This window comes from Veillonella denticariosi JCM 15641, assembly GCF_002959855.1.
Classification (GTDB): Bacteria; Bacillota; Negativicutes; order Veillonellales; family Veillonellaceae; genus Veillonella; species Veillonella denticariosi.
The window spans coordinates 335,741-357,437 of sequence record NZ_PPDB01000003.1 but is presented as its reverse complement, the minus strand read 5'-3'; the positions used below and the strand labels follow the sequence as shown (position 1 = coordinate 357,437).

The following is a 21,697-nucleotide window of genomic DNA, read 5'->3' as shown; positions in this document are numbered from 1 at the left end:
TGTATATTATTATTGATAATTCTTCTTGACAGATACAATATATTTTATTAGAATAAACATATGAACAAACATTCATATGTTTATTTTTTCGTTATATTGTGGCGAAGTAAAGATAGATATGCTTTCACATATCGATAAGGAGACATCATGGAAGAAACATTATTGTTGCAGGATCTGAATTGTGCTAATTGCGCAGCGAAGATTGAGGACCGTATCCGCAAGATGGACGGTATCGAGACGGCAAATTTCGCCATTGCTACGCATCAATTGAAATTGACCGGCTCTTGGTCCGATCGGGAGGCTTTAAAACAGGATATTCAGGACATTTGCGATGCCATTGAAGAGGGTGTGACCGTGGCTGATTACGAACGTAAATCCAAGGCGGTTATGGACGATCACGGGCATAGTCATGATCACGGTAGCGATGCCGTTACGATTGCCGTTATCGTGGCGGGCTTATTATTCATGGCCTATGAAGCGTTGACCGCGTTTTATCCTGCTATCGGTATGCCTGAAAGTATCGAAAAGCCTATTTATTACATCGCGTATGTGATTCTTGCGTTCCCTGTGCTGCGTATCGCAGGCCGTAACATCCTGAAGGGTGAAGTATTCGACGAAAACTTCCTCATGTCCATCGCGACATTGGGTGCCATCGCCATCGATGCATTGCCTGAAGCGGTAGGCGTTATTCTGTTCTACCGTATCGGCGAGTTCTTTGAACATAAAGCGACGGACCGCAGCCGTACGGAGATTATGAATGCTGTCGATATGCGTCCTCAGGAGGTACGCGTTGTCGATACATGCTGCGGTGGCGAAATCGTCGTGATGGCCCCTGAAAAAGTTGAGGTGGGCTGGACCGTCGAAGTACGTCCCGGCGATTTAATTCCGTTGGACGGCACCGTCCTTGAAGGCGAGACCCGTGTCAATACGGCGCCTGTAACAGGTGAACCCGTTCCCGTACGTGCCGTAGCGGGTACACAACTCATGTCCGGTTGTATCAATGAATCCGGCCGCATTACGATGCGTGTCGATAAGGTTCTTGAAGAATCGATGGTGACTAAGATTTTGGATGCCGTCGAAAATGCAGCGTCCTCAAAACCGAAAATTGACCGTTTCATCACGCGCTTTGCCCGCGTATACACACCGATTGTTGTAGCGTTGGCCATCGCCGTCGCCATCATTCCGTCTCTTATCACGGGGGACTGGAATAAATGGATTTATACGGCCCTTACATTCCTCGTAATTTCCTGCCCATGCGCATTGGTGCTCAGCGTTCCGTTGGCGTTCTTCTCGGGGATCGGCAATGCGTCGAAACACGGCATCTTGCTTAAGGGCGGTCGTGTTATCGAGGCCCTTGCGAATGTGAAAGCTGTGGCACTCGATAAAACTGGCACGATTACATCCGGTGAGTTCAAGGTTAATACGGTGGAAACCGTCGGTTCACATGTGAGCGAGGTTCATTTGTTATCTATGGCTGCCGCTATTGAAGCCGTATCCACCCATCCGATTGCAACGAGTATCGTCGCTGAAGCGAAGAACCGGGGGGTTACGGTCGAGGCTTCCGACTTTGTTCAGGAATTGGCCGGAGAAGGCATGGTAGGCATGACCAACGTTCAACAGGTTCTTGTCGGCAACCGTCGACTCATGGAACGCTATGAGGTGCAGGGCTATCCTACCGATGCTGCGGAATACGGTACAGAGGTGCTTGTTGCGGAAGGTAATGTGTATATCGGTCGTATCATCATTGCCGATGAACCTCGACCTGATTCTGCGGAGGCGATTAAAGATCTTAACCGTCAGAATATCAAGACCATCATGTTGACCGGCGATGCGCAAGCCAGTGCCGATTATATTGCGAAACAGACCGGCGTGAGCGCCGTGCGTGCTCAATTGTTGCCGCAAGATAAATTATCCGCCGTGCAGGGTGTTCGTTCCGAATATGGCCCGACCATGTTCGTCGGGGACGGTATCAATGATGCCCCTGTATTGGCCGGTGCCGATGTGGGCGGTGCGATGGGCAGTGGTGCCGATGCGGCCATTGAAGCGGCCGATGTCGTATTCATGCGTCCTTCTTTGAAAGCTATCGCTCATGTTATCGACCTTTCCAAGGCGACATTGAGTGTGGCATGGCAAAATGTAGTATTCGCCATTGCCGTCAAGATCATCATCATGGCGATGGGCCTCATGGGCTATGCGTCCATGTGGTGGGCCGTATTCGGCGACACAGGGGTATCCATCCTCTGTATCTTAAACTCCATCCGAATCTTAAACCGAAAAGGTTAAGATAGACTTTCCTTTGTGAAAGCGGTCAATTTGCTTCTGGGGTTGTTGTAATTATCAGAACATCAGGGGCAACATAGACCGGCCGATACATGGTATCGGCATTCTCCTAGATATATGGTATTCTCATAGACATATAAATCCGGTGAAAGAGGATGTCCGTTGGACGGTCTCTTTTACTTTCACAGAGAAAATTAAGCATCTTGAATTGAATAGCATCCTTAAATAGTATATAATTTTAGAGATGATTATTATTGTACGTTCGTTGGAAGGAGGGATAGCATGATTACGGTGTACAAACATATTGAAGAAGAATTAGTTGCCGACTACACTGTGTCAGATGCCACAAAAGGTTCTTGGGTAAATTTGGTGAACCCTGACCCCGATGAGTTATCCCTCATCAATATTTTGACGGAAATTCCGACGGATGTATTAAAGACCGCTCTCGATATGGAAGAACGTTCTCACGTGGAGTTGGAGGATAATTATATTTTCGTCGTTATCAACATTCCGGCGATTCGTGGTAACGATATGTACGATACAGTGCCGCTCGGCATCTTTTTGACGCCTGACTTCTTCATTACCGTATGCCTTGAAGAGTCCGAGGTGTTATATCCGTTCATTTCGAATCAACTGTCTACGTTCTATACGTATAAAAAGACGCGGTTCCTGTTCCAGATTCTGTACCGCACGGCAACGCTGTTCCTGCGTTACTTGCAACAGATCAACCGCCGTACCGACGATATCGAAGTTCAGTTGCGTCATACGACGAAGAATAAGGACTTTTTCCAGTTGTTGGAATTACAGAAATCCATGACATACTTTACGTCCGCCTTGCGTACGAACGGTACCGTTATGGAGAGGCTGTTGCGTTTGCGCGGTCATACGACTTATAAACATCTGCTCAAGATGTACGAAGAGGACGAAGACCTCCTGGAAGACGTTATTATCGAGAATAAACAGGCCATCGAGATGGTTGAGATGTACTCTAACATTCTGATGAATATGATGAACGCTTTCACATCCATCATTTCAAATAACCTCAATATGGTGATGAAAATGTTGGCGGCCCTTACGATTACCTTGGCGGTGCCGACGATTATATTCAGCCTGTGGGGGACGAATGTGGCATTGCCGTTCCAGGACGATCCGAACGGATTCTATGAAGTGGTAGGCATTTCCGTGGTGTGTTCCATCATTGCCATCATCGGCATGTGGAAAAAAGATCTATTTTAATTTCATTATGGAGATATCGTCGTTAACAGCAGTGAAAAAGGACCTCCCGTAATTCGAGAGGTCCTTATGTTGCGATAACAATGGTTTATCTGATATAATACTAAATTATGGAGAGGTGTCCGAGTGGTTTAAGGAGCTGGTCTTGAAAACCAGTGACTCCGCAAGGGGCCGTGGGTTCGAATCCCACCCTCTCCGCCATTTAATTTTAAAGCGGAAAACAGTAGAGTATAATGTTTTCAAAATTATATAATTATTTCTAAAACCCTGTAGGTTGTGGCCTGGAGGGTTTTATTTTTTATCTTATAAGCCTAAGCCGCCGATAATTCTATTAGAGTAGAGAACGTTGGAATTATTAAGAAAAAATAGGCCCTTTTTAGTAAATCATCAGGGATAATAACATTTGCTAATATATCTGTTGTGTGAACAGGTCCTTTAATACGTTGTTTGCTAATAGTTGTAATTTGTCCAATATCAGCCATATTCTCAGATTTTAAGTTAGCAAGATAGTTAATTACCGCGACAGTATCGTTATATTGCTTACGCATTTTTAATACTTTAGATTGAAGTGTTTTGTCAGATCTGATTATATCTACTGAATATTTTTTAAGATTACTCATAAGAGCCGACCGGTTTTGAAGGTGTTCATAACTGCAATGATTTGCATAAGATGATTATGAAATTATGTTGATCAATATATTGCTTTCAGTATAGCATAGGTGAAAGTAAATGAGAATTAGCGCCGGAGGGAATAGTTTTTATAGAAAATCTTTATCCTCTATGGTATGCTATCGATGTATTAATTTGATTATTGTATAGAGGAGGTCCCATGGGGGGAATCAGGTTTTCACGGTCACAGATTTTAATTTTAGTCAGCGTATGGCTCACGTTTTTATTGAGTTTTGTCATGCGTTTATCCTGGGCATCGGTTATGCCCATCGTCAATGATGCGCTCAATTTTACGGCAAAGATGGGATCTCAGCATATTGCGGCATTTTACTTCGGTTATGCGCTCACGGTATTGCCCGGCGGTATTCTGGCGGATAAGATCGGCTATCGCCGAACTATTTTATGCAGCTTAATCGGTATGGCTGCGGTAACAGCCTTGATGAGCACCATTACGGATTATACTTATGCATGGGTATTGCGGTTCTTATTAGGCGTTATGTCCGGTCCCGTACAGGCATCCTGTCTGAGTGCTATCGGCGATCACTTCGGCCCGAATCAACGAGGCGTGGCGGTAGGATTCTTTATGAGCTGTACCTCTTTCGGTATTACTACCGTTAATCTATATGCGCCGTATGTGGCGACTCATTACGGCTGGCAGACCGCGTTTCTCGTGACAGCCGCATTGCCGTTAGCGGTATGGCTTTTGTGTTATTTCACGGTCCGTAAACCGAGTGCGGAGATCATGGTTCAGCGCGAATCAGAAGCATCTGCAGCAGCAGCTAAACTCGGTATGGGTCAAACATCCTTAAAGGAAAATTTGAAGCATATTATTTCCAATCGAAATATTCGATGCCTTGCTATCGCCGGCTTTTTCGCGACGGGAACGACCTGGGGCGTAACTCAGTGGGCGAACTTGTACATGGTTAAGCAGCTGGGCGTAACGGCTATCTATGCAGGGCAGGTTATGAGTGCTTTCGGTACGGCGGCTCTTATTGCAAAGCCGACTATCGGTATTTTATCGGATATTTTGCCGATTAAGAAGAATCACCTGGCGGCTTTTGTGATGTTCCTGTTTGCACCTGCGCTGATTTTATTTGCCAGCACGAATAATCCGGATATGCTCTTTGTAACGGGGCCGATCTTGGGAATCGGTGCTTTTATGCACAGCGCTTTGACGAATGCTCTCGTGGTACAGTCGGCGGCGCCGCATTTGCGCGGCACTACGGCGGGCTTCGTGAATCTGTTTAACCAAATCGGTGCGCTCCTGGCGCCACTTCTCTTAGGCAATGTCCTCGTCATGACGGGCAGTTATCAATTGTCCTTGATGTCCATCGCCATCGCTCCTGTTATCGGAGCATGTGCCTTGTTCTTTGTACGGCTTAATCGGTGAAAGTTCAGGTGTTTATACGATGAGCAATTGACAGAACCGATTTGATGGAAAGTATTTGTATTAAAGTAACGGAAATTGTTTGTGTCGAAATCGTATAAACTATTGGTATCGAAGTGATAGAAATAATAGAAACCATCTGTAGCGAAGGAGGTTCGTTATGCATATAGTCTGCTTTGGTGACAGCATTACGCGCGGTTATGATGTACCGTACGGGCTCGGTTGGGTCGAATTGTGCGCAGAGGCAATGTCGCATACGCAATTTACCAATTACGGCATAGACGGACTGTCCGTACAGGGACTGTTCAATCGTGTGGAGGCCTGGTCGAGTACAGCTTCTTACGATCGAAATCGCTATATTTTCCTCATGTGCGGTACCAACGATATTCTGCAGGGACGTGATGCGGACTATGTATTTCGTATTCTTGTGAAAGCTATCGAACAGGCCGCTGAAAAAGGACGAGTTATCATCGGCCTGGAAACACAGATAGACAGTGATATGGACGGCATCAACCGTGAAGTCGTAGCCGTTAACGATCGGTTAAAAGACTATGCGGCAAAACACCATCATAAGACCATCGATTTTTACAGCACTCTGAATGAAGCGGACCGTAATGGGCAGATTGTATTTGCGGGCGAAGTACATCCCAATGAGTTGGGGTATCGCTTGATGTCACAAACGGCTTTGAAGGTGTTTCTGCAGCTCGGTAAGATGGAGTGGGGGAATGAAGATGGTACTTTGGGCTGTATGCAGGGCCATCTCATGTAGTACATTAAGATACATATTTTTAAAGGCGGGTATAGAGAACATATTTCGTTTTTTGGATAACTGTTACGATATAAAAAGAAGGACTGCACTCAAAATGTAATTAATTTTACATTTGGGTACAGCCCTTTTTTGTTATGTATTAGCTTTTATTTTTGTGCGAACACCTGATTAGCGCTTTGCCTTGGATGCGGCGTTATTGTTTGCAACCTTTGCGGATTGTGCGATCGCGTATGCAGTGCCTTTTACTAGTTCATAAGCATCGGATGTATTGCCGGATACGGTAACAGCTGCTACGGTATCGTCAGTCAATGCGAACATAGCCGTTGCATACGGATGTTGAGCGCCGTTTGGAACTGTAACAGCACCGGACTTCACAACGATGAATCGGCCCGCATTGTTGAATACATCGTAATAAGCCGCTTGTTTTACACCATCATAGCTTTCATTATAAGCGAATAACGTTGCTATTTCAGCAGCGGAAAGATTACCGGATTTTTGCATGGACATCAATTTACCTGCTGCAACTGCTGTAGGTTGCGTCATGTTAACAGTGATGCGCAAGGATTGATTGTTCACAACAGCCTCTGTAATCACGTTTGTGGAGAACACGTTAGCAACGCCGTTGCCTGTGTGATTATAAGAGCTTGCTGTTTTTACCTGATAGCCGTTTGTATAAGCAGGCAAGTTGTATGTATAGGATTTACCGTTCAATAGAACGTCGAATGCGTTCAACTGGTTCGCTTTGTAACGGTTCACATAAGAGTTGCCGTTATTGTTATAGTTCAAGGACGCTACTGTTTCCTGGTATACAGGTTGTTGCGTAGTAGGGATCGGATCCATGATTTGTAGACCGATAGCTGTTGTCTGAGGTGCAACGAAGATAGGATCTCCTAAATCTTTGGACACAGGTCTTTGTTGTGTCATGTCGCCTGCTGCATATGGATCGGCAGCCACATTTTTCTTAGCAACTTGTGGAGGAGTTGCAGTGTAACCTGTTTGTACCATAGGTCTACGGGCTTCCGTATCGGAATAGCCGGATTGAGCTTGCTGTTGAGCAGCGCGTTCATAAGCGCGTGCGTTTGCATCTACAGATGCGGCAAATGCGGAAAAAGATATAGATGTTGCTGCAAATACTGCGAATGCTGCAGCTAAATGTTTCTTGTTCATGTAAAGTCACTCCTAGTTTTAATTTACAAATACCACAAAATAAATACTTTAAAGTATATTATATCGAAAAAAATACAAATTGTAAATAAAACATAAAATAAATTACCAACTATAAACTGAGAACGACTTGACGGATATGAAGACTGTATGATAACGGATATAAATACTGCGTAATATACGATAAATCGGCCCGATAGTATATAATAGTATAATATAAAGATAGTGGAGATATTTGTATCTTCTCTTATGATTTGACGATTTACTATTGAGATGGTGAAAGCTTTCACCAGGGAGGTCTCATGAGTATCAGTATATATTACGGACGCGCCGGATCCGGCAAGACGCAGGCCGTTTATGCGCGTATTGCACAAGTGATGAAAGAATGCCCGGGGGACCCGATTATTCTGCTCGTGCCCGAACCGGCCACCTATCGGGTGGAACGGGAACTGGCGGAGTTTATGCCTCAAAAAGGTTTTACGACGGTGCGGGTTGTAGGCTTTGGACGCCTCGGATACCAAGTGTACCAGTCTATCGGTTCCAAAGGGGATCACCAATCGGGATTGACAGCGTTCGGTCGCGCCATGTTGCTGCGCCTTGTGATGAAGCGCAAACAGCAGGAATTAGGGCTCCTGGAACAGGCGACGAAACGTCCTGAGTTCTCATCGGTGCTGCAACAATTATTCTCCGAGTTTCGTGCATTTCGCATCGGGCCGGATGATCTGGAACGCGGCGCTGAATCCGTAAAGAACGGTGTGTTGCAGAAGAAGTTGCGTGAACTCGCTCTATGCATGGCGGCATACGAAGAAGAGATCAGCCGTCACGGCGAGCGCGATATAGACCCGATCATGGAAATCGTGGAGGCGTTGCCGCACTCCCCGTTGATGGAGAATTGCCATGTCTTTATCGACGGTTTCCATTGGTTTACGCCGACTCATTATGAACTGATTTATACTCTGTTTGATCTGGCGAAGGAAGCGGTTATCACCGTCGATTTGCCGATGGATCCCGAAGCGCTTAATGTTGCACGCCGCGGAGAGCATCTGTTCAGCCGTCCTCTTGAAATCTACGACACGTTGGTTGCCCGATATGGTAGCCGAATCGAATGGGTAGGCTTTGACGGCAAGCGGGGGCCCCGGGTGGTACAGGCGTTAGAGTCCGATTTCTTTACGAGTCCTGCAAGGGCGAACTCTACGGATGAGCAGATTCCCCTCATCAGAGGGCATAATCGGGAGCGCGAAGGCGATGCGGTGGCGCGGCGTATATTGGATTATGTGGAATCCTCTGAAGGTGCGCGGTATCGCGATGTGTGCGTTATGCTGCGCGAATCGGAAACCTATGGGGACACATTGGAAAAGGTTTTTACCCGTTACGGTATTCCACATTTTATCGACCGTCAGCGACCGATGAAAAATCATCCGTTAGGAGAACTGTTGACGGATTTATTCGGTGTCGTCCGTCATAGCTACAGTCGTGACAGCATGTTCCGTTTATTGAAAACGGATTTAATGCCTCTTACGCGCGAGGCCGTCGATGAATTGGAAAATTACGTTCTCGAATTCGGTATCGATCATTATAAATGGGAATCTGAAAGCTGGTCGTATTTACAGGGCTTTCAAAGGGGGAGGGACGATGAGGAAACCCATTTTGATGCGCCCCGCAGAGCGCGTGTAAATGTGTCCCGTCAGATTATCATGGATATTTTGTCGCCGTGGTTTGATTTCGCATCGAATGCGGAGGGCCATACGGGCGGCGAATGGGGCGCCGAGCTGTATCGCATTTTAGAGGTACTGCAGGTGCCGCACCGCCTCTATGAATGGACTCAGGATGCCGAGGCGAGCGGAGATCAGGAGTCCAAGGCGAGTCATGAGCAGATGTATAATGCGGTCATTTCGTTCATTGACGAAGTATCGTCGGTGATGAAGGATGAAATTCTCACGTTAGATGAGATGATGCTGCTCCTCGAAGAAGGCTTGCGTGATATCAATTACTCCATGATTCCGCCGTCTCTAGATCATGTGGTAATCACCACCATCGAGCGCGGATATAGTCAGTGGTGGCCGAAGGTTTTCGTGATGGGCCTCAATCAGGGCGTATTCCCGCAAAGCATGGGCGATGAAGGACTCATCAAGGACCGGGAGCGTCAGGAATTGGCCGAGGCCGGCATTACCCTTGCGGAAGGGGCACTGCCGAAGGCGTTCAACGAAAATTTCCTGCTCTACCTGGCGATGACAAGAGGAGGAGATTCGTTGACATTGTCCTATGCCGGATCCGGCGAGGACGGTACGGGGCTTGAACCGGCCCTTGTGATTAAGCGTCTGGAATCGCTCGGTTATGTGGATGAGGCCGTTGATGTGCCGCTTATCATCATGCCCGATACGGAAGAACGCTACTTATGGCGTCCGAATCAGAGCCTGTCCCTCCTGTCGGAACGATGGGGGGCGCTTCTTAGCGGCGAACCTGTGAGTCCCGTGTGGTGGGGCCTTTATAACTGGGCTCGTGAAAGTGCGGAATATCGGCCGAGATTGGCTGAGGTGTCGCGCGGTATTCGAGATAATAATGATGTGCCGGTCATTACGCAGGATTTGGTAAACGGTCTGTTCTTATCAAAGGGTTACATGTCCGGCTCCGTGACGCGCCTTGAAAAATATCAGCAATGTCCGTTCCGCTTCTATGCACAGTACGGATTGCGACTGGAACCGCGCAAGGTGCGTTCCTTCGGCGCGCCTGAAATCGGTACCTTTCTGCACGCCAATTTGGAGCGCCTCGGCAATTATCTGCTGGAACATAATCAGCAGTGGCGCGATCTGGATGAAAGGACACAGCGTGAAATGTGCAGCGCCGTTGCCGATGAAATCGTGAAGGACAACCAGTTCAGCGAGGATGAAAGTTCCGCCTATCAGGAGGCTATCGAGCATCGTGTGCAGCGCACCTTGGAATCGACCGTAGGACGTCTCGTGGAATGGTCGAAGCGCAGCGATTTCAATACGAAGTATCTGGAGCAGAATTTCGGCCTCGGAGGCGGCTGGGATTCGATTAATGTGCCTCTCGGCGCTGATCGCTATCTCCGCCTTGTGGGACAGATCGACAGAATCGATGAATATACCGCGGACGGTCAAACGTACGGCATGGTTATCGACTACAAGTCGGGCGGTGCCAAGGTGAGCGCTCAGGATGTGTATTACGGACTCAAGTTGCAGCTGATGACATATTTACTGGCATTGGAATCCGCATACGGCAGAATGCATGGCGATTCGATGTCTCCGGCTGCGGTCGTATATACGTATGTTAAGAATCCGCAGACATCGTCGGATGCGCCTATATCCTATGATGATGCGTCGGAGCTGGCTAAGAAGAACAGCACCTTGCAGAACAGCGGTTATTTTGCGGATGATGTGGAGCTGTTGACGCACATTGACAATCAGGTGCTTAATTATGGCTCCGGTAAAGGGCCTTACGTGCCGCTTCGCATCGGTAAGAATCAGCAGATTTATAAAGGCGACAAGCCTAAGGTGAAGAGCTCCGGCGACTTTGACGTTATGTGCCGGTATACTCGTCGCGTGATGGCTCGGGCGGGACAGCAGATAGGGGATGGATTGTTTCCTATCAAGCCGTATCAGCTGAACGGCGTACGGCCGTGTACCTATTGCGAATATCAGAACGTGTGCCGCTTTGATTCGAGTCGCAATCAATACAATTATTTATCCAGACTGGCGGAAGAGGATGCGCTGAACTCTATGAAAGAAGCATTGAATGAAGGAGATGAAGACTATGGCTGTTAAGTGGACGCCTGAACAGGAATCGGCGATTATCGCACCGAAGGATTCGGCTCTGTCGGCTCAGACCTTGCTGGTGGCGGCCGCAGCGGGATCCGGTAAGACGGCGGTCCTCGTGGAACGTATCATTACGCGTCTCAAGGATATGGACAATCCGTTATCCGTACAGGAACTGATGGTTGTAACCTTCACGAAGGCGGCGGCGCAGGAGATGAGCTCCCGTATCGGGCTGGCATTGGCAAAGGCCATGGAATCCACAGATGATCCGAAGCTGCAGGCGCGATTGGAACGGCAGCTCAATCTGTTGCCGTCCGCTCATATTTCAACGCTTCACTCCTTCTGTCAGTGGGTGATCCGTTCGTACTTTTACAAACTCGACATCAATCCGACCGCACGCATCGGAAACGAGGCGGAAATGGCGCTTCTGCAACAGGAGGTGCTGGAGGATCTGCTGAAAGTGGCCTATGAGAACGGCAGTTATAATATTTATGAACTGGCGGACTTCTTCAGCGATGATAAATCCGATATGGGCTTATCAGAGAAGGTGATGGCGCTATATAATTACGCCATGTCCCTCAGTAATCCCGACGGATGGCTGCGCCGCGCTTTGGAGCCGTACAGGGAAGCGATGGATGTATCGCCTGTGGACACCTTGTGGGGCCAATCCATGTGGGACAAGCAGATGGAGGCCATTGAACGCATCAAGGAACGGTTGCGGCGGATGGAGCAGATTCTCTTAGAACCGGCAGGCCCTCAAAAGTGGCAGAAAAATTATGATAATCAGCTGGCCGGCCTTATGACCCTCGTTTCGGCCGATTCTTGGGATGCAATGGGCTCCGCCTGTGCACATCTGGATACGTTTTTAACGGATCAGTTGCGATTGGGCTCGAAAGAGGCCGCATCCCTGGATCCTGCTTTGGTTGAAGAATTCAAAATATTGGCCAATCAGAATAAAGATGATTTGAAAAGCATGCAATCCGGTATATTCACCGTGTCGGAATCGACATTGCAGGAGCAGTTCAGGTCTCAGTATCCTGTCATTGAGAACCTTGTGGAGCTTACCATCGCCTTTCACCAAGCCTATATGGAGGCGAAGAAGGAACAGGGCGTCATGGACTTTAACGACCTTGAGCATCTGTGCCTGGCGCTCCTCGTGGAGCCAGGAACGGAAGATGACCCTCAACCGTCCGATGTGGCGAAGGAACTGCAGGATACTTTCAAGGAAATCATGGTCGACGAATACCAGGATACGAACGGGGTGCAGGAGACGATTATCAACTTGATTTCCAAAGAGGATAATCGATTTTATGTGGGTGACGTTAAGCAGGCGATTTACAGTTTCCGCATGGCGGACAGCTCTCTGTTTATGGATAAGTATAATACGTACGGCGGATCTGATGCGGTGGAGCGCCGTATCGATTTGGCGAAGAATTTCCGGTCCTATGAAAATATTCTGGCGGTGACGAATTTTCTGTTCTATCAGATTATGACCGCCGAAGCGGCCGAACTGAATTACACGGAGCGGGAATCCCTCATTCCGGGGCGTATCGTGGAGGATGCACCGGATAACTGGGTCGGCGGCGACGTGGAACTGCAACTGCTCGATGTGGGCCCTGATACGCTCGGCGCTTATGTGAAAGACGCAGAAGAGGACAGGGATGAGCCGGAGAATAACGAGCGGGAACTTGATTTTATAATTCAAAAAATCAAGGAGATTCACGCCTCCAAAAAGTGCGTTCAGAATCCGGACGGCACATTTCGTCAGATCGAGTGGCGGGATTTTGCCGTGTTGCGCCGTTCCCTTGCCGGTTGGGGCACTCGTGCCGTGGAGGCTATGCGACAGGCTGGGATCCCTGCGGTCGTGAACGAGCGGGACGGATACTTCGAGGCCCAGGAGATTCAGCTGCTTTTAGCACTGCTATCCGTTATCGACAATCCGGAGCAGGACTTGCCGATGGCGGCCGTTCTTCATTCGGGGCTGGTCGGCCTCGATGCCAATGAACTGGGTGCGCTTCGCCTTTCCGGAGAGGGGACTTTGTGGACCCTCATGCCGGTTTATACGGAGCGGACGCAGGATGAACGGCTGCTGTCGTTTATCGCTCATATGGAGCGGTGGCGTACATTGTCTCGCCGTCACGGGGTGGCCGATCTGTTGTGGGATATTTACGAATCTCAGGATTATGTAAACTATGTGGGCGCCATGCCGAACGGCCTAGTGCGTCGCGCCAATGTGCTGGCGTTGTACGAGAGGGCGAAGGGCTTTGAATCGTCCGGATTCCGAGGCCTGTTCAGATTTTTGCGCTTTGTTGAAAGCTTGCGTGACAGCAATCAGGATATGGCGGTGGCGAACGTGGTTACCGAAGCGGACGATGTGGTGCGACTCATGACGATTCACAAGAGTAAGGGCCTCGAATTTCCTGTGGTGTTCTTGTCGGGCATGCAGAAGCGGTTCAATAAACGCGATTTGACGTCGCCGCTGCTCATCGATAAGAACGCCGGCATCGGGCTTAAGGGCTATTATCCGGATATACGCGTCACATATCCGACCATGCCGTGGTTTTATGTGAAAGACGTCAAAGAAGCGGCCCTCAAGGCTGAGGAACAGCGTATTCTCTATGTTGCGTTGACGCGGGCTCGGGATAAACTCTTCATGACGGGCTTTATTAAAGGTCTGTCGAGTGAAAAGGGCCTGACCGCTGCGGGAAAACTGGTGAAAGCCGGTGCCTCGGTAGATACGCAGACATTGCCGAAGGACCTCATTACACAGGCGAACTCCTACTTGGATTGGGTCCTCATGGGGACAGCGCGACATCTGGACGGAGGGAATCCGTTGCGGGCAGGCATTGAATATGAAGGCTCTACATGCTTTGATTTAAAGGATAAACAATGTCGTATCAAGGTTGAAATACATGACGGTGCGGCGTATGGCGATTTGGATTACAAAGCCGATATAGACGAAACGACAATCGGCAAGGTGCGCGAATTGGCGGCGGTCAATGAGGTAGCATTGCCGCAAGTTATCGTCGATCGGTTCAACTATACCTATCCCTACGAAGATGCCTGTCGCAGAACCGCTAAAATATCCGTCAGCGAGTTGAAGCGACGCTTTCAGGAACGGGAGGAAGAAGCGGGCGATATCGATTCTCTGCCGCGGTCAGAACCTGTCGAAAGAACGTCTGAGAGGATTGGAGCGCCATGTAACGTTCAGTCAGAGCCTAATAGTGAGGTCGCTGACAGTGGTGATATAGATTCTAGTGTTGAGGCGGTATCTAAGACCGATACCATTATGGCCTTACAGCCTTCTGTTGTAGTAGATGACGATGCATTAGCAAATTCCGTGTTCGGCAGAAAACCGCGGGTGTTACAGTCCGAAGAGGACGTGTTGACCGGAGCTCAATGGGGGACCCTCATGCACGAGGCCATGCAGTGGCTGCCGATTGATGCCTATACGCAGGACTCCCTGTCAAAACGGTTGGATGAACTGGTATTGAAGGGGACTTTCACGGCGGAAGAACGGAATTTACTGAACGATTCGGGCCTGTATCGATTCTTCACATCGGATCTGGGTAAGCGTTTAATCGCATCAAAGCGCGTGGAACGGGAGTTGCCGTTCAGTATGCTCTTTGAAGGAAAACGCGTGTACGATACTCTTGAAGAGGGCGAGAATCTGTTCCTTCAAGGGATTATCGACACCGCCTTTGAAGAGGACGGCGCATGGGTTCTCGTGGATTACAAGACCGACCGCGTTCAATCCGGCGATGAACTCATCAGGCGCTATAAAATACAAATGGACCTCTATAAAGAGGCCCTCTGTCGGCTCACCGATATGCCGGTGAAAGCATGTTATATTTACAGTTTCAGATTGCATGATGCAATTATAGTATAAGCGAAAATCCTTACGTTATCTTAAATACGGGGAATATTCGCCAATAACGGTTTTTTCTTTTTGTGCTTGATCGGTGCGAATACCTTGAGCACCTGCGGTAATACCTCGATGTCTACCGGCATGTATGGACCTTGATCGCCGTCCATATTTGTCGGTAAGTTATCGACTTGCGATAAGAGTTCGATGTGCGCTTTTTTTACGGTCAATGTCGTCGTATACCGTGAATTATATATGGCACCGCTCAGGATGAGCGGTAATACGCTTAGAATGTCCAGGATGAAATATTCCTTGAATATGATAATGCGCATATAGCCGTCATCGACGGATGCTTCCGGCATGAACCGTTCAAAGCTGGATACTACATTTGTAAGCAACGCCAGAACGAGCGGCGACTTACAGATAAAGTCGTCATCTTCCGTCTGGATGCGGTATGTGTAGTCTTTCGTAGTGAAGAGCGCCTGACCGGCTCGCAAGAAGTAGGCGAGAGGACCTAAAATGCGCTTTTCCTTCGGCGTTACCTCTTCGATAACCTTCGGAATGACACCGGCGGCGATGTTATTGCAAAAATATTTATCATTACAACGACCGATATCGATGCTGCGCGTCTGGTTGATGTCGAGACGGCGTATAGCCAGCATCGGATTTTGCGGCATGCCCAATGCGCGGGACATGTCGTTGACCGTTCCTACGGGGATGAATCCGAACGTACAGGTGAAGCCCCCTTGGGCTATGCCGTTTACGGTTTCGTTTACCGTTCCGTCCCCACCCATGCAGAATACGGCGTCGAAGCCGCGATCGCAGGCGTTCTTTGCGAATCTGGTGGCATCGCCTTCACCGGTGGTGAATTTGACTTCGATCGTATCGAATAAGGTACTCAATTTCCATTGTAAATCGAGGGCGTAACGGCGTGCCGCACCGCCCCCGGATACGGGGTTGATGATAACCAGACAACGGCTCATGGTGTAACTTCCTTACTTTCAAAAAATGATAAATCTCTTGGCTATTGCTAAATTGACAGGCTTATAAGCGAGTTTTATAATTATAGTGTATACAACGATTATATATACAAATTATTTTATAGAGTAATTTGTCTTATACTTTATTATACTCATTTTATGCGTTCTTTGAAAGTGTGAAAGCTGAGGAACGCGTGAGGGGATGACTATGGGCAAGAGTGAATCAAAAGGGAAATATAAATTATCGTCCGTGGACGCCATCGAGCGATTGCCGCTGAGCGAGCAGGTATATTTAACACTGAAAACGGCTATTTTAACAGGAGAACTGATGCCTGAGGAAAAGCTGAATGAAGTGAGAATTGCGGCGCAGCTGCGGGTCAGCGCGACGCCGGTACGCGAGGCGTTCCGTAAATTGGCAAAGGATAATCTCGTCGTTATCGTTCCGTGGAAAGGTGTTACGGTAAAATCCGATACGCCGGAGGAAATCATAGCGCTCTACCAATGCCGGGAGGTTATGGAAGGCCTTGGGGCACGCCTTTGTGCACGTAACGCGACAAAGGCACAAATTAAAGAACTAAAGGCTTTATGCAAAGAAATGCATGCCATTGAAGATGCGACCGAACGCGTTGATGTGAACAGCCGCTTCCACTCCATGATCGCTCAATGTTCCGGCAACGAGCGCGTTGTGGAATATTTGGAAAGCTTTCGGGAGCGGGTCAACCGCGATATGTATCTGAGTTCTTTTAATGCCGTGAGAACCCATGACTGTGATGATGAACACGATCAGATCGTAGATGCCATCGAACGCCATGATGAACTGGCCGCGGAAGAAGCCATGCGTAAACATATAACAAATGCATTCATCTTCAAAAAAGCGAATGCGGAAGTACAAGATAAAAAAATCAATGAAGTATAGAAAGAGCCCCGCAGCTGATGAACTGCGGGGCTTTTTATAAGATTTTTCTTTTCCGTTGTAGAATGGCAATGCATATTTGAGGTCCTACTCTTTATGCCGATTAAGAAACTCCATCCTCTTATAATGCGCTGTCAGGTGTGCATTGCATGTTTTGTAGTCTTTTATGCGCAGATGCATCAGTTTTCCGATGTTGATTTGCAGCGATTGAGCGATTTTAAATAAAATTTCCACGGAGACGCCTGATATGCCGATGCCGCATTCGAGCTTGCTCAGATAACTGCGGCTGATTCCTACAAGATGAGCCAGCTCTTTCTGAGACATGTTCATGGACAGGCGGATGATGGCGATTTTATGACCCAAACACACATATTGATGCTGTAAAAACGGGTCTTCGTAATTGTTGATTTTCAGGTCGGTCAGTTTAACGGGGCTGGCTTTCATGACGACTCCTTTTCTTTTCCATGCTCTCTAAATATAGTATACTGAGATTATCAGGCTTTTGCTAATACGGGAAACTTGATAATTATCGGGTATTACCGATAATTACACGAATTGTGAAAGCAAATGGATGGAGGCATTATGGAAAAATATATAGCGGTGGCTCTCGGCGGAGCCTTAGGGGCGCTATTTCGCCTGGCTGTAGGTGAATGGGTGATGGGGAAGGTCGAGTCATTTCCGTACGGTACCATTGTGGTGAACCTCGTCGGCTGTTTGATTATAGGGCTCATTTTGGGGCTGTATATGCAGAAACCCGACATTCCGCAATGGTTGCGGTTTTTTCTCGTTGTGGGCGGCCTCGGGGCTTTCACCACATTTTCTACATTTGCCTTTGAGATGCTGCAGCTTGTGATGGCGGAATCCTATGTACAGGCGCTTTGGTATGGTGGATTGCAGGTTATAGGCGGCCTTATCCTGTGCTGGGCAGGTCTCGTAGTGGCTCGCATATTTTAAGTTGTATATACTATAATTTGTATTGCTTATTTTAAATTGATAATAACTTGAATTGAGGAGAACATATGAAGTCCATTAGAACGCAGGATGCCGTAGGGCATGCATTATTACACGATCTTGTGAGAATTGTCATCGGTGAGGTGAAAGACACGCCGTTCCGTCGTGGGCACGTGATTACGGAGGAGGATATTCCTAAACTCCTGGATCTCGGCAAGGAACATGTATTTGTGATGGAGTCGGAGGATGAGGGCTTCCTGCATGAAGAGGATGTGGCTCGTGCTCTTTATGATATGGCCGGCGGGAATTATATGCATGCGGGTCCTATGGCACAGGGGAAAATCGAGGCGATTGCGGACGCGGACGGTCTCTTCAAGGTGGATGTGGGACGTTTGCATGCCATTAATAGCGTCGGAGAGCTGACGATTGTTACGAAATTTAATAATACTCCGGTGAAAGTAGGCGATAAACTGGCGGGGATGCGCTGTATTCCGTTGCTTCTGGACGAAAAACAGGTTGAGGCGGCGCGAGATATCGCAAAGGACGAACCGCTTTTACATGTAAAACCGTTTGTACGTAAGACGATGGGCATCGTTACGACCGGATCCGAAGTGTTTGAGGGACGTATTAAGGACGCTTTCACTCCGATTATTGAGGAACGTTGTGGTGAATACAGTGTTACCAAAATTGTCCATGAGATTGTGCCGGATAATACCGATGATATCGTGGCGGCTATCGATAAGGTGAAAGCGGCCGGCGCCGATATTATTTTCTGTACCGGCGGAATGAGCGTCGACCCTGATGATCTTACACCGGGGGCGATTAAACGCTATGCGGACCGCGTTGTTACCTATGGTCTGCCCGTGTTGCCGGGTTCCATGGTATGCATCGCGTACTGTGCGGACGGCACACCGATTCTCGGCGTACCGGGAGGCGTACTGTTCAGCAGACCTACGGCATTTGACGAAATCGTGCCGCGCCTCGTTGCGGACGATGAAATTACCAAGGAAGACTGTATCCGTATGGGACACGGCGGATTTTTGGGATAGCCCGACGGGGACGTAAGCTATATTTTATATTCATAAGACTTATTAATCTATATATCTGAGATAAGTTCTGTAAAAATTGTTAATCCATAAAAATAGATATCTTCATCTGGTTTTTAAAAAACTCTTTACTTCATCTAAATTTTAAAGTACAATAATCGCAGGTAATGATAATAGATTGCCTGCGATTAAGTATATTTTATGAGGATTTTTTATCCTATATATACTACAAATGATAATAGTTGCATAAAATATTTATAATTTTAGATATGATGTAGGGAGGAATTTAGAATATATGAAAAGAAAACAGATGGCGTTATCATTGGCAATTGTGCTAGCATTAGGAACGGGAACCGTATTTGGTGCGGAAAAGGAGATGTCCGGTGCATCTCTTAATGCATCTACGGATGCAACATATGATAATAAGGTGTCGGTGACAAAGGTGGACGGACCCGGCAATGTGGCCGTAGGGCAGCAGAATATTGTCACGAGTCAATACGGAAGTTCTGGTGCTTTCGGCAATCAGAACTATGTGAACGGCAAGGATTCCGATGCATTCGGGGAAGGTAATGATGTATACGGGACATTGACATCTGTTGATGAAACGGGTGATAATCCGGCTGTTACGAAGAACGGTGACGGACAGGCTATGGCATTCGGCGACAACAACGCCGTGTATGGTGCGCAGGTAAGCGGATATGGCAGTAATAATATAGTGGGTGAATTTAAGCAGCATCCTAAACATGGAAAGTATGATGTGGAGGATAAACTGCCTGTAAAATCAGCGGATTATTCCAGTGCTTTCGGTACGGGTAATACCATTACCGCCGATCACGGATTGGCGGCAGGATTTAATAATAAGGTATCCGGTTCCTATTCAACCGCATTGGGGCAGTTGTCTGTTGCATCGGGAGAGCGTTCTGTTGCTGTCGGTTACAGCACAAAAGCTCAGGCGGGCGCTGTCGCTATTGGCAATAATGCTGATGCGGGTGCGGTAAATGCCGTGACTGTAGGTACAGGCAGCAAAATTTCCGCACAGGGGGCGATCGGAATCGGTAGCGGCAATACTGTTTCCGGCAAGGATTCGGGCGCTTTCGGTGTAAGAAATACCATAGCGCAGGCTAATACATATGTATTGGGCGGTAATGTGACGACTACACAGGAAAACAGTGTCGTGCTGGGCAATGCTTCTGCCGATAGAGCGGCGACGACGGAAACATCGGCTATAGTAAACGGTATCACTTATTCCGGATTTGCCGGGCAAGGATCGGCTGCGAATGGCGTTGTCAGTGCAGGTGCGGCAGGTAAAGAACGTCAGTTGATTAATGTGGCGGCAGGAAAGGTGTCTTCGGATAGTACAGATGCCGTAAATGGCAGTCAATTATATGCAGTGGCTGATACAGTGGGACATATAGCGGGCTCCGTAAAGAATATTTTAGGCGGTAACGCCACAGTCGGCAGCGATGGGACGATTACTATGTCCAATATTGGCGAAACAGGGGCATCCACCGTGCATGATGCTATAAAATCCGCTTATGATAAAGAAGCTTCTGTAAAGGCGGGCAGCTCCAACATTACGGTAACGAATTCGAATCGTAATGCTACAGGCGGCACGGAATATGTCGTGGATGTTTCCAAAAATTTATCGGTGGACAGTGTGACGACAGGAGGTACCGTTATTAATAATGGCGGTGTTACCGTAGGTGGCAATACTTATGTTACCGGTGACGGTTTGAATGCGAATAATCAGAAAATCACGAATGTCGGCGCCGGTGACATATCTCCTACGTCAACGGATGCGATTAACGGCAGTCAGCTGTATCAGGCGACTAACGGTATCAGCAGTAATATGGATCGGTTGAATCATAAAATCGGAAAAGTCGGTGCCGGTGCAGCTGCGCTGGCGGCAATTCATCCGTTGGATTTTGATCCTGATGATAAATGGAACTTTGCAGCAGGTTACGGTAACTATGCCGGCGAAAATGCTATGGCATTAGGTGCTTTCTACAGACCAAATGAAGATACCATGTTCAGTGTAGCAGGTTCCATGGGTAACGGTGAAAATATGGTTAATGCCGGTGTAACAGTGAAATTAGGTCAGAAAAATGGAGTGTCCACATCTCGAGTAGCTTTGGCTAAAGAGGTTCAGGACTTAAAAGCTATTGTAAAAGCTCAAAACGCTGAAATTCAGCAAATGAAGGGAGCCATGGGAATGGCACCTCAGCATGAAATGAAGGATGTGAACTTCCCTGATGTACCGGCTAATCATTGGGCTTATGAATATGTAAAATCTTTGGCGGACAGAGGTCTTGTTGAAGGTTATCCTGATGGCGAATTTAAAGGTGATCGTGCGTTGACTCGTTATGAATATGCTGCGATTATTTACCGCGCTTTACAATTGGGGGCACCTATTGACGGCAGAATGGGACGTGCTATTAACGAATTTAATCCTGAATTATCCCGTATTCGTGACTTGGATCGTACTCGTGTAGATCGAATCTCGGGTAAAGACAATGACCGTCATAAGGTAGAACGACTTCGTGTCAATAATAAGGACAATAAGCAAAATAATGATTACAGAGACGTTTACGGCAGTCATATTGAGCGAAATGCAAAGTAGGAATACTTGTTATGAAATAACTTTTTAGATTAAAAGATGATAATAAA

The 21,697-nt window shown here is 47.7% G+C and carries 14 protein-coding genes and 1 tRNA gene; 11 read left to right on the top strand and 4 right to left on the bottom strand.

Annotated elements, in window-relative coordinates:
• Positions 1-147: 147 nt before the first annotated feature.
• The 3 genes from VEHSUH05_RS04055 (at position 148) to VEHSUH05_RS04045 (ending at position 3,714) form a co-directional block, all read left to right on the top strand.
• Positions 148-2,283, top strand: coding sequence for a heavy metal translocating P-type ATPase (locus tag VEHSUH05_RS04055; protein ID WP_105090804.1), 2,136 nt, complete (start codon positions 148-150; stop codon positions 2,281-2,283).
• Between the two features lie 279 nt (positions 2,284-2,562).
• On the top strand, positions 2,563-3,516 hold the full coding sequence (locus VEHSUH05_RS04050; RefSeq protein ID WP_038117360.1) for a magnesium transporter CorA family protein: 954 nt from the start codon (positions 2,563-2,565) through the stop codon (positions 3,514-3,516).
• Between the two features lie 109 nt (positions 3,517-3,625).
• Positions 3,626-3,714, top strand: a tRNA-Ser gene (locus VEHSUH05_RS04045).
• 110 nt (positions 3,715-3,824) lie between these two features.
• Here VEHSUH05_RS04045 and VEHSUH05_RS04040 read toward each other — a convergent pair.
• Complete coding sequence (locus tag VEHSUH05_RS04040) at positions 3,825-4,133, bottom strand: hypothetical protein (protein ID WP_054674215.1); 309 nt, start codon at positions 4,131-4,133, stop codon at positions 3,825-3,827.
• A gap of 209 nt (positions 4,134-4,342) precedes the next feature.
• On the opposite strand from VEHSUH05_RS04040, the gene VEHSUH05_RS04035 reads away from it, so the two are divergent.
• Both VEHSUH05_RS04035 and VEHSUH05_RS04030 read left to right on the top strand, forming a co-directional pair.
• On the top strand, positions 4,343-5,572 hold the full coding sequence (locus tag VEHSUH05_RS04035; RefSeq protein ID WP_105090803.1) for an MFS transporter: 1,230 nt from the start codon (positions 4,343-4,345) through the stop codon (positions 5,570-5,572).
• Between the two features lie 157 nt (positions 5,573-5,729).
• Positions 5,730-6,338 carry an SGNH/GDSL hydrolase family protein gene (locus tag VEHSUH05_RS04030; RefSeq protein WP_105090802.1) on the top strand — a complete coding sequence of 203 codons (609 nt, stop codon included), beginning with the start codon at positions 5,730-5,732 and terminating at the stop codon, positions 6,336-6,338.
• Positions 6,339-6,506: 168 nt separating this feature from the next.
• Here the strand turns inward: VEHSUH05_RS04030 and VEHSUH05_RS04025 are convergent, their stop codons facing one another.
• Positions 6,507-7,505, bottom strand: a complete 999-nt coding sequence (locus tag VEHSUH05_RS04025) for a hypothetical protein (protein ID WP_054674217.1) — start codon at positions 7,503-7,505, stop codon at positions 6,507-6,509.
• Between the two features lie 299 nt (positions 7,506-7,804).
• Between VEHSUH05_RS04025 and VEHSUH05_RS04020 the strand changes: the two genes are divergently transcribed.
• Positions 7,805-11,284: a PD-(D/E)XK nuclease family protein gene (locus VEHSUH05_RS04020; RefSeq protein WP_105090801.1), complete on the top strand. Its 3,480-nt coding sequence runs from the start codon at positions 7,805-7,807 to the stop codon at positions 11,282-11,284.
• Positions 11,274-15,164, top strand: a complete 3,891-nt coding sequence (gene addA, locus VEHSUH05_RS04015; protein ID WP_105090800.1) for a helicase-exonuclease AddAB subunit AddA — start codon at positions 11,274-11,276, stop codon at positions 15,162-15,164. Before VEHSUH05_RS04020 ends, addA begins: the two co-directional genes overlap by 11 nt.
• A gap of 20 nt (positions 15,165-15,184) precedes the next feature.
• Here the strand turns inward: addA and VEHSUH05_RS04010 are convergent, their stop codons facing one another.
• Entirely contained in the window at positions 15,185-16,123 is a 939-nt protein-coding gene (locus VEHSUH05_RS04010) for a diacylglycerol/lipid kinase family protein (protein ID WP_095066553.1), read from the bottom strand.
• Positions 16,124-16,328: 205 nt separating this feature from the next.
• Between VEHSUH05_RS04010 and VEHSUH05_RS04005 the strand changes: the two genes are divergently transcribed.
• Positions 16,329-17,036, top strand: coding sequence for a GntR family transcriptional regulator (locus VEHSUH05_RS04005; protein ID WP_105090799.1), 708 nt, complete (start codon positions 16,329-16,331; stop codon positions 17,034-17,036).
• A gap of 84 nt (positions 17,037-17,120) precedes the next feature.
• Here VEHSUH05_RS04005 and VEHSUH05_RS04000 read toward each other — a convergent pair whose 3' ends face one another.
• Positions 17,121-17,477: a helix-turn-helix domain-containing protein gene (locus VEHSUH05_RS04000; RefSeq protein ID WP_105090798.1), complete on the bottom strand. Its 357-nt coding sequence runs from the start codon at positions 17,475-17,477 to the stop codon at positions 17,121-17,123.
• Between the two features lie 138 nt (positions 17,478-17,615).
• Between VEHSUH05_RS04000 and crcB the strand changes: the two genes are divergently transcribed.
• The 3 genes from crcB (at position 17,616) to VEHSUH05_RS03985 (ending at position 21,650) form a co-directional block, all read left to right on the top strand.
• Positions 17,616-17,987, top strand: coding sequence for a fluoride efflux transporter CrcB (gene crcB / locus VEHSUH05_RS03995; RefSeq protein WP_105090797.1), 372 nt, complete (start codon positions 17,616-17,618; stop codon positions 17,985-17,987).
• A gap of 65 nt (positions 17,988-18,052) precedes the next feature.
• The gene (locus VEHSUH05_RS03990; RefSeq protein WP_105090796.1) at positions 18,053-19,033 is read left to right on the top strand and encodes a molybdopterin-binding protein; all 981 of its coding nucleotides are present in this window, start codon (positions 18,053-18,055) and stop codon (positions 19,031-19,033) included.
• A 292-nt stretch (positions 19,034-19,325) separates the two neighbouring features.
• The gene (locus VEHSUH05_RS03985) at positions 19,326-21,650 is read left to right on the top strand and encodes an S-layer homology domain-containing protein (protein ID WP_105090795.1); all 2,325 of its coding nucleotides are present in this window, start codon (positions 19,326-19,328) and stop codon (positions 21,648-21,650) included.
• The last annotated feature ends 47 nt before the right edge of the window (positions 21,651-21,697 follow it).